The following is a 14,092-nucleotide window of genomic DNA, read 5'->3' on the forward strand; positions in this document are numbered from 1 at the left end:
TGAGCGACGAGAGGGGAAGCGCTGATGCGTGCCCACGAGGCCGGTGCCCTGCACGGTGACATCGGCGTACGCGGCCCCACCTGGCTGCGGGCGCCGGCGGACGTCAACGCCCTGGTGCCGCAGCTCTGGCCGCGCAACGTGCGCCGCGGTGAGCACGGGGCCCTCACCGTCGCCGGACGCGACGTCCGCGAGCTGGCCGCCGAGTTCGGCACGCCCGCGTACGTCCTCGACGAGGAGGACCTGCGGTCGCGCTGCCGGGACTTCCGGGCGGCCTTCTCCGGTGACGACGTCTACTACGCCGGCAAGGCGTTCATCTGCCGCGCCGTGGTCAAGATGATCGCCGAGGAAGGGCTGCACCTCGACGTCTGCAGCGGCGGCGAACTGGCGGTGGCGCTGGCGGCCGGGTTCCCGCCGGAGCGCATCGGTTTCCACGGCAACAACAAGTCGCTGCGCGAGCTCAGCCGCGCGCTCGACGCGGGCGTGGGGCGAATCATCGTCGACTCCGACCAGGAGGTCGACCGGCTGACCGCGCTGGCCCGCGAGCGGTCCGTACGCCCCCGGGTGCTCCTGCGGGTCACCGTCGGCGTCGAGGCGCACACCCACGAGTTCATCGCCACCGCCCACGACGACCAGAAGTTCGGCTTCTCGCTGGCCGGCGGCGCGGCGGCCGCGGCGGCGCTGCGCATCCTCGACGAGGACGTGCTGGAGCTGCGGGGCCTGCACTCGCACATCGGGTCGCAGATCTTCGACACCAGCGGCTTCGAGGTCTCCGCCCGCCGCGTGCTGGGGCTGCAGGCGCAGATCCGCGACGCCCGGGGCGTGCAGCTGCCGGAGCTGGACCTCGGTGGGGGCTTCGGCATCGCGTACACCACGCAGGACGACCCGGCCGCGCCGCAGGACCTGGCGAAGCGGATGCACAAGATCGTCGACGACGAGTGCAACGCGCTGGCACTGGCCGTCCCGCACCTCTCCATCGAACCGGGCCGCGCCATCGTCGGCCCGGCCGTCTTCACCCTCTACGAGGTCGGCACCGTCAAGGACGTCGAAGGGCTGCGCACCTACGTCAGCGTCGACGGGGGGATGAGCGACAACATCCGCACCGCGCTCTACGACGCCTCCTACTCGGCCACCCTGGCGTCACGCGCGTCACGTGTCACGCCTGTGCTGGCCCGCGTGGTGGGAAAGCATTGTGAGTCCGGGGACATCGTGGTGAAGGATGAATTCCTGCCCGCCGACGTGCAGCCCGGAGATCTTGTTGCGGTACCCGGCACCGGCGCCTACTGCCGGAGCATGGCCAGCAACTACAACCATGTGCCCCGGCCGCCGGTCGTCGCCGTCCGCGACGGTCAGGCCCGGGTGATCGTCCGGCGGGAGACCGAAGACGATCTGCTGGCATTGGATGTGGGATGACGAAACCTGTGCGCTTGGCGATCCTCGGCTGCGGCACCGTCGGCAGCGAGGTCGTACGGCTGATCCAGAGCCAGTCCGCCGACCTGACCGCCCGCATCGGGGCTCCGCTGGAGATCGCCGGCATCGCCGTACGTCGTCCGGGCCGGGACCGGGCCGGCCTGCCGGTCGACCCCGACATCTTCACCACCGACGCGCTCGGGCTGATCAAGCGTGACGACGTCGACCTGGTGGTCGAGGTCGTCGGCGGCATCGAGCCGGCGCGCAGCTGGCTGGTCGAGGCGCTGCGGGCCGGCAAGAGCGTGGTGACGGCGAACAAGGCCCTGCTCGCCGAGGACGGCGGCACGCTGCACGACGCCGCTGCCGCCGGCGGCGCGGACCTCTACTACGAGGCGGCGGTCGCCGGCGCGATCCCGCTGCTGCGCCCGCTGCGCGACTCCCTGCACGGCGACACGATCACGCAGGTCACCGGCATCGTCAACGGCACCACCAACTTCATCCTCTCGGCGATGGACGCCACCGGGGCCGGCTTCACCGAGGCGCTGGAGGAGGCGACCGCCCTCGGGTACGCCGAGGCGGACCCGACCGCCGACATCGAGGGCTTCGACGCGGCGGCGAAGGCCGCCATCCTCGCCTCGCTCGCCTTCCACACCCGGGTCACCGCCGCCGATGTGCACCGCGAGGGCATCACCCGGGTGACCGCCGCCGACGTCGCCAGCGCCAAGGCGATGGGCTGCACCATCAAGCTGCTCTGCATCGCCTCCCGGGGCACCGGCGCCGACGGCGCCGAGTCGGTCAGCGTCCGGGTGCACCCGGCGATGATCCCGCTGACCCATCCGCTGGCGAGCGTCGGCGACGCGTTCAACGCGGTCTTCGTCGAGGCCGAGGCGGCCGGGCAGCTGATGTTCTACGGCCGTGGTGCGGGCGGTGCGCCGACCGCCAGCGCGGTCCTCGGCGACGTGGTGGCGGTTGCCCGCAACCGGATCGCGGGGGTCTGCACCGCCAGCGAGTCGACCTATGCCGCGCTGCCGGTGCGCCCGATGGGCGAGGCGGTCACCCGCTACCACATCAGCCTCGACGTGGCCGACCGTCCGGGTGTGCTCGCCACCGTGGCGAACGTCTTCGCCCGCCAGGGCGTCTCCATCGCCACCGTGCGGCAGGCCTCGGCCGAGCCGGTCGACCCGGCCGCACCGGGTGGCGACGCCATCCTGGTGATCGTCACCCACCGGGCCACCGACGCCGCGCTGGCGGCCACCGTCGAGGAGCTGCGCGGGCTGGACATCGTCCGCTCCGTCGCCGGCGTGCTGCGGGTCGAAGGCGGATCCTGAGCCGCGCCCGCTTCGTGTTCGTCGGCCGGCGCCGGGGGCACGGTGTGGGCCGGGAGCGCGCCGAGGGCGGTGTGAGCCAGGGCGCGGTGAAGGCACGGTGTGGGCCGGGTCGCCCCGGGGGTGTCCCGACAGATGGGTCCGGCCCGGTGCGCGACGATGACGGCGCGAAGGACCGGGCACCCTGAACAGGCAATGGCCGGCACGCCGGCGGCCGACGAGGCGAGGAGACGTGTCATGTGGCGTGGGCTGATCGAGACCTACCGGGACCGCCTGCCGGTCACCGGCTCCACGCCGGTGATCACCCTGCACGAGGGGAACACCCCGCTGGTGCCGGCGCCGGTGCTCTCCAGCCGGCTCGGGGCCGACGTCTACCTCAAGGTGGAGGGCGCCAACCCCACCGGGTCGTTCAAGGACCGCGGCATGACGATGGCCGTCTCCAAGGCGGTCGAGGCCGGCAACAAGGCGATCATCTGTGCCTCCACCGGCAACACCAGCGCCTCCGCCGCCGCCTACGCGGCCCGCGCCGGGATCACCTGCGCCGTCCTGGTCCCGCAGGGCAAGATCGCCCTCGGCAAGCTGGCCCAGGCGCTGGTGCACGGCGCCCGGCTGCTCCAGGTCAGCGGCAACTTCGACGACTGCCTGGCGCTCGCCGCCAAGCTCGCCCAGGACTACCCGGTGGCGCTGGTCAACTCGGTCAACCCCGACCGGTTGCACGGGCAGAAGACCGCCGCCTTCGAGATCGTCGAGGCGCTCGGCGACGCCCCCGACATCCACTGCCTGCCGGTCGGCAACGCCGGCAACATCTCGGCGTACTGGATGGGCTACAACGAGGACTTCGACGCCGGCAACAGCACCCGCCGCCCCAAGATGTACGGCTTCCAGGCCGCCGGCGCCGCTCCGATCGTCAACGGCCAGGCGGTCCGGGAGCCCTCCACCATCGCCACCGCGATCCGCATCGGCAACCCGGCGAGCTGGACCAAGGCGCTCGACGCCCGGGACTCCTCGGGTGGGCTGATCGCCGCGGTCACCGACCGGGAGATCCTGGCCGCGTACCGGCTGCTCGCCCGCGAGGTCGGCGTCTTCGTCGAACTCGGCAGTGCGGCGAGCGTCGCCGGCCTGCTGCAGTCCGCGGCCGCCGGCAAGATCCCGCCCGGCTCCACCGTGGTCTGCACGGTCACCGGGCACGGGCTCAAGGACCCGGAGTGGGCGATCTCCACCGCCCCGGCGCCGAGCACCATCGCCAACGACGTGCTGGCCGCGGCGCGGGCGCTCGACCTGGCCTGATCCGCGCCGGCGGGAACCGGCCACAGGGGAGCGACCACCCACAGACGTACGGCGCGCAGTGCCGGCGCCGTGCGGGGTCGGCTGCTGGCCGCGGCGGTGCCGCCGTGATCCGGAACGTGACATCGACCCGCCGCCACCCCACAGGATCACGTCGGCGACGGTGAGGCAGACTTTGGCCGCCGCCTACGTCTTTCCTCCCAGGAGTGAACCCCGCCGATGTCGCTGCTCGCCAGATTCAGTCTTGCCAATCGAGGGTTGATCGCCCTCATGGCCGTGATGATCACCGGGTTCGGCCTTTTCGCCGTGCCGTCGCTCAAGCAGCAGCTGCTGCCGTCGATGGAGATCCCGGCGGCCTTCGTCATGGCGGCCTATCCCGGCGCCGGCCCCGAGATCGTCGAAGCGCAGGTGACGGTCCCGATCGAGAAGGCCGTCCAGGGCGTACCCGGTCTGGAGTCCGTAACCTCGACGACCCGCGAGGGCCTGGCCTTCGTGCAGGTCGGCTACGAGTTCGGCACCGACATCGACGACGCGGTCAACAAGATGCAGACCGCGCTCAACCGCATCTCCGCCCAGCTCCCGCAGGGGGTGGAGCCGACGGTGCTCTCCGGTGGCACCGACGACCTGCCGAGTCTGATGCTCGCCGCCAGCGGCGGCGCGGACGCGACCGAGCTGGCGGGCAGGCTGCGCGAGACCGTGGTGCCGGAGCTGTCGGCGATCGAAGGGGTCCGCACGGTCGAGGTCACCGGCGACAGCGAGCAGCTCGTCGTGATCACGCCGGACGCCAGGAAGCTGCAGGCCGCGAGGCTGCCCGTCACCGCGATCGGCACCGCGCTCAAGTCCAACGGCATGGTGGTGCCGGCCGGCGCCGTCGCCGATGGCGACAAGAACCTCGTCGTGCAGGCCGGTGGGCGCATCGCCACCCTCGACGACCTGCGCGGCATCTACCTGACCGGCCCCGGGGCCCGCCCCGTGCGGCTCGGCGACGTCGCCGCCGTCGAGCAGCGGGTCGCCCCGCCGACCTCGATCAGCCGTACCAACGGCGAGCAGAGCCTCGGCATCTCCATCACCGCCACCCCCGACGGCAACGCGGTCGCTATCTCACACGCCGTGCAGGAGGTGCTGGCCGATCTGGAGGCCGCCACCGGCGCGGAGCTGACCGTCGTCTTCGACCAGGCCCCGTTCGTGGAGCAGTCGATCGAGACCCTGACCACCGAAGGACTGCTCGGCCTGATCATGGCCGTCCTGGTGATCCTGGTCTTCCTGCTCTCCATCCGTTCGACGATCGTCACCGCCGTCTCCATCCCGCTCTCGGTGGTGGCGGCGCTGCTGGCGCTCTGGCTCGCCGACTACTCGCTCAACCTGCTGACCCTCGGCGCGCTCACCATCGCCGTCGGCCGGGTCGTCGACGACTCGATCGTGGTGCTGGAGAACATCAAACGCCACCTCGGGTACGGCGAGGCCAAGCGTGACGCCATCATGACCGGCGTCCGCGAGGTCGCCGGCGCGGTGACCGCCTCCACCCTCACCACGGTCGCGGTCTTCGCCCCGATCGCCCTGGTCGGCGGCTTCGTCGGGCAGATCTTCATGCCGTTCGCCGTCACCGTGACGGTGGCGCTGCTCGCCTCGCTGCTGGTCTCACTGACCGTCATCCCGGTGCTGTCGCACTGGTTCCTCAAGCCGGCCGACGGATCGGCCGACACCACGGCGATCCGCAAGGCCGCCGAGGAGCGCGAGCTGCGGGGCTGGTTGCAGCGGGCGTACCTGCCGGTGATCCGTTTCGCGACGGTCCGCCGCTGGAGCACGCTGGCGATCGGCGTGCTGGTGCTCGGGTTGACCGTGGGTCTGGCCAGCCGGCTGGAGACCAACCTCTTCGACGACGCCGGGCAGAACACCATCAGCGTCACCCAGAAGATGCCGGCCGGGACCAGCCTCGCCGCCACCGACGCGGCGGCCAGGAAGGCCGAGGCGGTGCTCGCCGGTCTCGACGAGGTCGAGACCTATCAGGTGAGCATCGGCGGCTCGGGCATGGCCTTCATCGGTGGCGGCGGCACCGACCAGGCGAGCTTCTCGATCACCCTCGACCCCGATGCCGACGTGGCGGCCGTCACCGAGACGCTCCGCGGTGAGTTCGACGCCCTCGGCGCCGGTGAGTTCCGCTTCGGTGCCGGCGGCGGCGGGTTCGGTAGCAGCGAGCTGCAGGTGCTCGTGCAGGCCGCCGACGACGAGACGCTGGCCGCCGCCGCGGAAGAGGCTCGGGCCGCGCTCGCCGAGACGCCGGGTCTGACCGACGTGAGCACCAGCCTCGCCGAGCGGGTTCCCCGCGTCGAGGTCACCGTCAAGCGGGCCGAGGCGGCCGCGCGGGGCCTGACCGACGCCGCGGTCGGGCAGCTGGTGGCGCAGGCCTACCAGGGAACGTCGCTGGGGCAGGTGGCCGTCGGCGGGGTGCAGCAGAAGGTGCAGCTCAGCACGGGGGCCGTGCCGCCGATGACGGTGGAGCAGCTGCGGGCCCTGCCCGTGCCCGGCGGAACCCTCGCCGACGTCGCCGACATCACCCAGGTCGACGGGGCGATCGCCCTGACCCGGATCGACGGCGCCCGCACCGTCACCGTCAGCGGCACGCCGAACGGCTCGGACCTGGGCGCGATCACGGCGGACGTCACGGAGCGGATCAACGCGCTCGACGTGCCGGGGGCGACCTTCACCGTCGGCGGCGTCAGCGCCGACCAGGAGGAGGCCTTCGCCGATCTCGGCCTGGCCGTGCTCGCCGCGATCGCGCTGGTCTTCCTGATCATGGTGGTGACCTTCCGGAGCCTGATCCAGCCGCTGATCCTGCTGGTGTCGGTGCCGTTCGCCTTCACCGGCGCGATCGCGTTGCTGCTGATCACCGGCAAGCCGCTCGGAGTGCCGGCACTGATCGGTGTGCTGATGCTCGTGGGCATCGTGGTGACCAACGCGATCGTCCTGCTCGACCTGGTCAACCAGTACCGGGCACAGGGCATGTCGGTCAGTGAAGCGGTTGTCGAGGGCAGCCGGCACCGGCTGCGGCCGATCCTGATGACGGCGATCGCGACGATCTTCGCGCTGACCCCGATGGCGATCGGCATCACCGGTACCGGTGGCTTCATCTCCCAGTCCCTGGCGATCGTGGTGATCGGCGGATTGATCACCTCCACGCTGCTGACGCTGGTGCTGGTGCCGACCCTCTACACGCTGGTCGAGGGCGCCCGGCAGCGCCGGCGGGACCGCCGGGGTGCGGCACGCCCGGTCTCACCCGCTCAGACGGGTGCGGCGCCGGCCGCCCCGGCCGAGGCGGCGAGGACGGAGACGGCTGCACCGGAGGATGCGCCGGAGCCGGCGCGTGCGGCGCCCTCCGGGGCACTCGCCGACGGCACCGACCAGTTCGAGGTGCTGCGACTGCCCAAGAGCCGCCAGTCGCCGCTGCCTCCGCAGGAGTAGCAACGGCGGACCGCGGGGCGTTTCGGCAGGTGGGCGTACCTGTCGGAGCGCCCCGCGCGCTTGCCTGCCGGTGGTAATCTCCGGCGCCACACGGGGGATCGGAGACACAATGATGATCGGTGATGGAACGCGCCGCCGTGCGCTGCTGCGCGGCGGAGGGCTCATCGCGGCGGGGGCCGCAGCCGGCGCGGTCGGCTTCACCGAGTACGACCGCATGTCCGGCCGCCGCCTGCCGCTGGGCCCCAGCCCGGCCGCCGCCACGGTCGGGGTCGGCGAGCAGCGACCCGGCGAGGCCCGCCTGGACGTGGTCTGGGGGGCCGCCCCGACCCGCCGCGCGATCGCGCTGACCTTCGACGACGGCCCGGGTCCGGAGTGGACGCCGCTGGTGCTGGACACCCTGGAGCGTCTCGAGGTGCCGGGGACCTTCTTCATGGTCGGGCGCGACGCCGAGCGGCACGCGGCGCTGGTCCGGGGCCGGATGGAGCGGCACGAGGTCGGCAGCCACACCTGGGCGCACCAGGACCTGGCCCGGATGGGCGCCGACGAGGCGTACGACAACCTGCGGCGCGCGCACGACGCGATCGCCGCGGCCACCGGCAAGGAGCCGCGGCTGCTGCGTCCACCGTGGGGACACCTCGGCGGCAGCACGCTGCACGCCGCCGCGCGAATGCGCTACCGGCTGGTGCTCTGGTCGGCGCAGATGCTGGAGTCCGCCTACCCGGACGACCCCGCCGGCCACGCCCGGTACGTCGTCGAGCAGGTGACGCCCGGAACGATCCTGCTCGCGCATGACATCGGGCGGCCGGAGCGGCTGGTCGGGCTGCTCGGACTGCCGCAGATCATCGGCGAGCTACGGGACCGGGGCTACGAGTTCCGCACCGTCTCCGACCTGCTCAGCGAGGCGCAGGCGTAGGGGCGTACGGGTCGGTGTCGACCTGCCCGCCACCGGGGCCGTACGCCGGGTACGCCCCGGGGTGGGGTGCGGCCGGCGGCGCGGCCGGGCGTCCGACGAACACCGCCGCGATCAACAGCGCCACTCCCACGCCCAGGGTGAGGCTCGAGGCGAGCCCGTAGGCGAAGAGGATGAGGTCCATGCTGGCCACCCGGCGGTCGAAGGTGAATTCGATCAGCAGCGGCCACGTGGCGCTTAGCACGAAGTCGAATAGCAGCAGGAGCAGGCCGGCCAGGAGGAAGCGTCGGGCCCTGCCGGTCAGCCGGCGCCGGCCGGCGGTGGCCATCACCAGGCCGGCCACCAGGGCGACCAGCAGCGGCAGGCCGCTCACCAGTTGTGCGCCGATGATGATGCCCACACTTCTCATGGTCCCTCTTTCCTCGCGGCGTGCCGCACACCTTATCGGCGGCTGTCTAAAGGAGGGTGCCCGCGCGTTGTCCCAGGCAGCGGACGCGGCGTCGAAAGCGCTGGCCAGCCGCCTAGCATGAGCCAATGCCCCTCTCCTTCACCACCGATCCGGTGACCGTCACGGTGCCGGCCACCAGCGCGAACCTCGGCCCGGGCTTCGACTCGCTGGGACTGGCGCTCGCGCTGCATGACGAGGTCACCGCCGAGGTGACCCCGGCCGGGTGCCGGGTACGGGTCGAGGGGGAGGGAGCCGGTGAGCTCCCCACCGACGAGCGGCACCTGGTCGTACGCGCCATGCGGGCCACCTTCGACGTGCTGGGCGCCCAGCCCACCGGCCTGACGGTGCGCTGCCGCAACCGGATTCCGCAGGCGCGGGGGATGGGTTCGTCGTCGGCGGCGATCGTGGCCGGCGTGCACCTGGCCCGGGGGCTGGTGACCGACGGCGCCGAGCGCCTCGACGACGCCGCGGTGCTGCGGCTGGCCGCGCAGATCGAGGGGCACCCGGACAACGTCGCGCCCTGCCTGCTCGGCGGCTTCACAATCGCGTGGACCGGGGCCGAGGGCGCGCACGCCGTTTCGCTGCCGCCCTTGCCGCAGGTGCGGCCAACGCTCTTCGTCCCGGCCGGGCGTGGTCTGACCGCCGTGGCCCGCGCCGCGCTGCCGGCCGCCGTGCCGCACGCCGACGCGGCGTTCAACGCCGGGCGCAGCGCTCTGCTGGTCGCGGCGCTGACCCGTGATCCGGCGCTGCTCTTCGCGGCCACCGAAGACCGGCTGCACCAGGACTATCGCGCCGCCGGGATGCCGGAGACCGCCGCGCTGGTCGCCCGGCTGCGTGCGGACGGTGTGGCGGCGGTCGTCAGCGGCGCCGGGCCGACCGTGCTGGCGCTGACCGAACCGCCCGCCGAATGCGGATCGGATCCGGGATGGTCGAGGCGGAGTTTGGCCGTGGATGTCGACGGAGCACGGGTGAATAGGGGTAGACTGGGAATCGCCGAGCGGGGCCCTGTTGCCGCAGGTCGGAAGAGTTGATTACGCTCTAGACTTAGCACAGCCGCGAAGCATGCGATCTTCCTGTGGGTCGGCGCACCCCGAAGCTTTCGGCGGTTAGCTCGTCTTACCCCTGCCTAGGCCACGCCGGCACCGCAGTTTCCACGGTCGTCGCAGCCGGTTCTACCTGCTCATCTGTGCTGTTGGTGGGCGGAATCCGGCCGGCTGTGCCCAAACTCCCGCGACGCATCACGCGCGGCGGGGTGCACCGAGGCCGCCCGGCCACCCATTTCTCCACCCGGGCAGTCCCGGCCTATCGAGGGAAGGAATCCATTGAGCGACACCACCGACGTGACGTCGGATGTTTCCAACGTCGCTGGCGATGCCACTACCGCCGCCCCTGTCCGGCGCCGTCGGTCTGGCACCGGCTTGGCGGCGATGCTTCTGCCGGAGTTGCAGAGCCTGGCCGCGTCGCTCGGCATCTCGGGTACAGCCCGGATGCGCAAGGGTGAACTGATCAGCGCCATCACCGAGAAGCAGGGCGCCGCCGCAGGCGCGCCCCGCCCCCGGGTCGAGGTGGCGGCGGCAACGGCGCCGGCACGCGAAGAGGTCCGGGCCGAGGTGCGCGCAAGCGACCGTCCGTCGGCGGAGCAGCCGGCCCAGACGGAGGCGGCCGAGGGCCGTACCCGCTCCCGGCGCAACCGGGCGGGTGCGAGCGCCGAGGCGCGCACTACCGAGCCGCGCACTACCGAGGCACGTGCCACCGAGCCGCGTGCCGCCGAGGCGCGTACGGCCGAGCCGGTCGTTGCCGAGGCGCGGACCGCGGAGGCTCCGGCCGAGACCGGCGAGCGCACCGAGGGCCGCGGCGGACGGGACCGTGCCGAGCGCGGTGACCGTGCGGAGCGTGGCGATCGTGCGGAGCGCGGGGACCGTGCGGAGCGTGGTGACCGTGCGGAGCGCGGCGATCGTGCCGAGCGTGGCGATCGTGCCGAGCGTGGCGATCGTGCCGAGCGTGGGGACCGTGCCGAGCGCACCGAGCGTGGGGACCGTGCCGAGCGCACCGAGCGCAACGAGCGGGCCGACCGCAACGACCGTGGTGAGCGGGCCGAGCGGGGCGACCGCAACGACCGTGGGCAGCGTGGCGTGGAGCGCGATCGCGACAGCGACGACGACGAAGAGGGCGGCGGCCGGCGGGGCCGGCGCAGCCGTTACCGCGACCGTCGTCGTGGCCGCGGTGAGCGGGTCGAGGGCGAGAGCACCGGTCGTGAGCCGCAGGTCAGCGAGGACGACGTGCTCGTCCCGGTGGCCGGCATCCTCGACGTGCTGGACAACTACGCCTTCGTGCGGACCACCGGCTACCTGGCCGGCCCGAACGACGTCTACGTCTCCATGTCCCAGGTCAAGAAGTACGGCCTGCGCCGCGGTGACGCGGTTACCGGCGCCGTGCGCGCCGCGCGTGATGGCGACCAGCGGCGGGACAAGTACAACCCGCTGGTGCGGCTGGACACCATCAACGGGATGGAACCGGACGAGGCCAAGCGCCGGCCGGAGTTCTACAAGCTCACCCCCCTCTACCCGCAGGAGCGTCTGCGGCTGGAGACCGAGCCGAACATCCTCACCACCCGGGTCATCGACCTGGTCATGCCGATCGGCAAGGGCCAGCGGGCGCTGATCGTCTCGCCGCCGAAGGCCGGTAAGACGATGGTGCTGCAGGCGATCGCCAACGCGATCACCACCAACAACCCGGAGTGCCACCTGATGGTGGTCCTGGTCGACGAGCGGCCCGAAGAGGTCACCGACATGCAGCGCTCGGTCAAGGGCGAGGTCATCGCGGCCACGTTCGACCGTCCGCCGCAGGACCACACCACGGTCGCCGAGCTCGCCATCGAGCGGGCCAAGCGACTGGTCGAGCTGGGCCACGACGTGGTCGTGCTGCTCGACTCGGTGACCCGGCTCGGCCGGTCGTACAACCTGGCGGCGCCGGCCAGCGGCCGGATCATGTCCGGTGGTATCGACTCGACCGCGCTCTACCCGCCGAAGCGCTTCCTCGGCGCGGCGCGCAACATCGAGAACGGTGGCTCGCTGACCATTCTCGCCACCGCGCTGGTGGAGACCGGATCCATGATGGACACGGTCATCTTCGAGGAGTTCAAGGGCACCGGCAACGCCGAGCTGAAGCTGGACCGGAAGATCGCCGACAAGCGGGTCTTCCCGGCCATCGACATCCACCCGTCGGGCACCCGCAAGGAGGAGATCCTCCTCGCCCCCGACGAGCTGGCGATCACGCACAAGCTCCGTAAGGTGCTGCACTCGCTGGACTCGCAGGCCGCACTGGACCTGCTGCTGGACCGGCTCAAGAAGTCCCGGACCAACATCGAGTTCCTGATGCAGATCGCGAAGTCGACGCCGGGCGAGTAACGCCGGCGAAGCTCACGAAGGGGGGTACGGCCACTGTGGTGGTCGTACCCCCTTCGTCGTCCCCGCCGAGTGCCCGGCGGTGACGCGCTGCGCCGCCCCGCGAAGTGCTCAGAAGTCGCCCTCGGCCACCTGGAAGACGGTCAGTCCCAGCGCCCGCCACATCCGCACCACCTGCATCCGGTCGTCGAAGACGCCGACCACCCGGTACCGGTCGCGGATCTCCCGGTCGAAGATCTCCCGCTTCACCACCGCGTCCTTGCGGGAGTCGCCGACGGCGCGCATGTGCAGCGCCAGGTACGGCACGCCGACGTGCGCGCGCAACCACACCTCGGTGTCGGCCCGCGCCGACTCGTCGCGCCCGGAGCAGAAGACCACGCCGTAGCCGGCGGCGTGCATGGCGCGTACCGCCGAGATGACCGCGCCGTTGGGCAGGTCCCGGCCGACCCGGCTCATGTCGTACGGGCTGCGGTCGTGGGTCAGCGCGACCGTGCCGTCGATGTCGACCAGGACGATCTCCGGCGCCTGCGCGGGCGGGTCGTAGACGGTCGCCGGGGCGCCGGGGGAGACCTGCGGGACCGGCAGCGGCAGGGTGCGCCCGGCCAGGAAACGTTCGTGCATCCGTTCGATCACCTCCGCCCCGACCCGGTCGGGCTCCGGCCGCTCGGCGTCGCGGCGCAGGCACTCCGCCAGCGGTACGTCGGTGAAGTCGTGCACCTCGAAGGCGGCGCCGAACCGGGCCGCCAGTTCCGCCCACTCCCGCAGCACACGGGAGCGCAGGTTCGTGTCGTCAACGCAGACGCTCACCCCGGCCCGCAGCAGCGCCTCGACCTGGGCGCGCTGCGCCACCGTCACCTGCCGCTCGGCCCAGGAGGTGTGCAGCCGCGCGCCGTGCAGCATCAGGCGCAGGTCGTCCCGGTTGACCCGGACCGCCTGCGGCTGCAGGCCGCGGGCGAAGGTGGTCTTGCCGGACGCCGGCAGGCCCCGGGTCGCGATCAGGCGGGTCATGCTCCACTCCAGGTGTGCGGGGTGTCGTCGGCGGCGGGGCGCACCTGCCGCCAGAGCAGCGGCCGGTAGTCCTTGCCGTCCAGCCGCAGGAAGAGCGCCCTGGCCTGCGGATGACGGGCGGCCCGGGCGGCGAAGTCGCGCCGGGTCCAGCCCGCCGGCAGCCCGGCGACGATCTCACCGTACGCCGTAGGGGTGTCGCTGCGCCCGGACCAGGCCGGCGGCGACCGCTTCGGCCAGGGCCGCCGGGTCGACGACGTCGGCGAGGGGGACGCGGGGGACCGCGGTGAGCGTGGACATGCGGGTGCCTTTCGGGACCGAGGGGGAATGCCGTACCCGGGAACGCCGCGTCGCCGCCGACGGCGGACCGTCGCCGGGACGGCGCAGCGCGGCATCGCCGGGAATGCGACGAAGCGCCGGTACGTTAGCCAGAACGGACCGATGTGTGCAGCCCGATTTCGAGGGCGGCGCCGCCCTCTGGCACACTGGTCAATCGGCCACCGGTTCCGGTTCACGCCCAGCTCGTCGCGGCGATGCGCGACCGGCGCAACGGCGACCCGGCGACCACCGACGAAAGGACCGAGGCGAGATGAAGTCCGACATTCACCCGCAGTACGCGACCACCGAGGTCAGCTGCACCTGCGGCAACACCTTCACCACGCGCAGCACCGCGAAGGGCGGCTCGATCAACGTCGAGACCTGCAGCGAGTGCCACCCGTTCTACACCGGTAAGCAGCGGGTCCTCGACACCGCCGGCCGCGTGGCGAAGTTCCAGCAGAAGTACGCCAAGGTTCAGGCCAAGAAGGCCAAGTAGCCGTACCGACGACGCCCGCCTCCCGGTTTCGCACCG

The 14,092-nt window shown here is 72.3% G+C and carries 11 protein-coding genes; 8 read left to right on the plus strand and 3 right to left on the minus strand.

What is annotated here, in order from left to right; translation table 11 throughout:
• Nucleotides 1–24: 24 nt before the first annotated feature.
• The 5 genes from lysA (at nucleotide 25) to ACK8GG_RS15240 (ending at nucleotide 8,388) form a co-directional block, all read left to right on the plus strand.
• Nucleotides 25–1,410, plus strand: a complete 1,386-nt coding sequence (lysA, locus tag ACK8GG_RS15220; RefSeq protein ID WP_440356626.1) for a diaminopimelate decarboxylase — start codon at nucleotides 25–27, stop codon at nucleotides 1,408–1,410.
• An 8-nt stretch (nucleotides 1,411–1,418) separates the two neighbouring features.
• Complete coding sequence (locus ACK8GG_RS15225) at nucleotides 1,419–2,735, plus strand: homoserine dehydrogenase (protein ID WP_440355207.1); 1,317 nt, start codon at nucleotides 1,419–1,421, stop codon at nucleotides 2,733–2,735.
• A gap of 234 nt (nucleotides 2,736–2,969) precedes the next feature.
• Nucleotides 2,970–4,019 (plus strand): threonine synthase, encoded by a 1,050-nt coding sequence (gene thrC / locus ACK8GG_RS15230; RefSeq protein WP_440351678.1) that lies wholly within the window; start codon nucleotides 2,970–2,972, stop codon nucleotides 4,017–4,019.
• A gap of 216 nt (nucleotides 4,020–4,235) precedes the next feature.
• Nucleotides 4,236–7,475: an efflux RND transporter permease subunit gene (locus tag ACK8GG_RS15235; RefSeq protein ID WP_440356627.1), complete on the plus strand. Its 3,240-nt coding sequence runs from the start codon at nucleotides 4,236–4,238 to the stop codon at nucleotides 7,473–7,475.
• 109 nt (nucleotides 7,476–7,584) lie between these two features.
• Nucleotides 7,585–8,388 carry a polysaccharide deacetylase family protein gene (locus tag ACK8GG_RS15240; RefSeq protein WP_440355077.1) on the plus strand — a complete coding sequence of 268 codons (804 nt, stop codon included), beginning with the start codon at nucleotides 7,585–7,587 and terminating at the stop codon, nucleotides 8,386–8,388.
• Here ACK8GG_RS15240 and ACK8GG_RS15245 read toward each other — a convergent pair.
• Nucleotides 8,369–8,794: a hypothetical protein gene (locus ACK8GG_RS15245; protein ID WP_440355078.1), complete on the minus strand. Its 426-nt coding sequence runs from the start codon at nucleotides 8,792–8,794 to the stop codon at nucleotides 8,369–8,371. The two genes, ACK8GG_RS15240 and ACK8GG_RS15245, sit on opposite strands and share 20 nt — an antisense overlap.
• Before the next feature lie 125 nt (nucleotides 8,795–8,919).
• On the opposite strand from ACK8GG_RS15245, the gene thrB reads away from it, so the two are divergent.
• The gene (thrB, locus tag ACK8GG_RS15250; protein WP_440356628.1) at nucleotides 8,920–9,864 is read left to right on the plus strand and encodes a homoserine kinase; all 945 of its coding nucleotides are present in this window, start codon (nucleotides 8,920–8,922) and stop codon (nucleotides 9,862–9,864) included.
• Between the two features lie 291 nt (nucleotides 9,865–10,155).
• Nucleotides 10,156–12,240 (plus strand): transcription termination factor Rho, encoded by a 2,085-nt coding sequence (rho, locus tag ACK8GG_RS15255; protein ID WP_440356629.1) that lies wholly within the window; start codon nucleotides 10,156–10,158, stop codon nucleotides 12,238–12,240.
• Nucleotides 12,241–12,348: 108 nt separating this feature from the next.
• Here rho and ACK8GG_RS15260 read toward each other — a convergent pair whose 3' ends face one another.
• A complete protein-coding gene (locus ACK8GG_RS15260; protein ID WP_440356630.1) occupies nucleotides 12,349–13,245 on the minus strand; it encodes a phosphatase domain-containing protein in 897 nt (298 codons plus the stop codon).
• Nucleotides 13,246–13,419: 174 nt separating this feature from the next.
• Nucleotides 13,420–13,542 (minus strand): hypothetical protein, encoded by a 123-nt coding sequence (locus tag ACK8GG_RS15265; protein ID WP_440351671.1) that lies wholly within the window; start codon nucleotides 13,540–13,542, stop codon nucleotides 13,420–13,422.
• A gap of 289 nt (nucleotides 13,543–13,831) precedes the next feature.
• Between ACK8GG_RS15265 and rpmE the strand changes: the two genes are divergently transcribed.
• Nucleotides 13,832–14,056, plus strand: coding sequence for a 50S ribosomal protein L31 (rpmE, locus tag ACK8GG_RS15270; RefSeq protein WP_440351670.1), 225 nt, complete (start codon nucleotides 13,832–13,834; stop codon nucleotides 14,054–14,056).
• Nucleotides 14,057–14,092 lie beyond the last annotated feature (36 nt).

This window comes from Melissospora conviva, from assembly GCF_049523535.1.
Lineage (GTDB): Bacteria > Actinomycetota > Actinomycetes > Mycobacteriales > Micromonosporaceae > Melissospora > Melissospora conviva.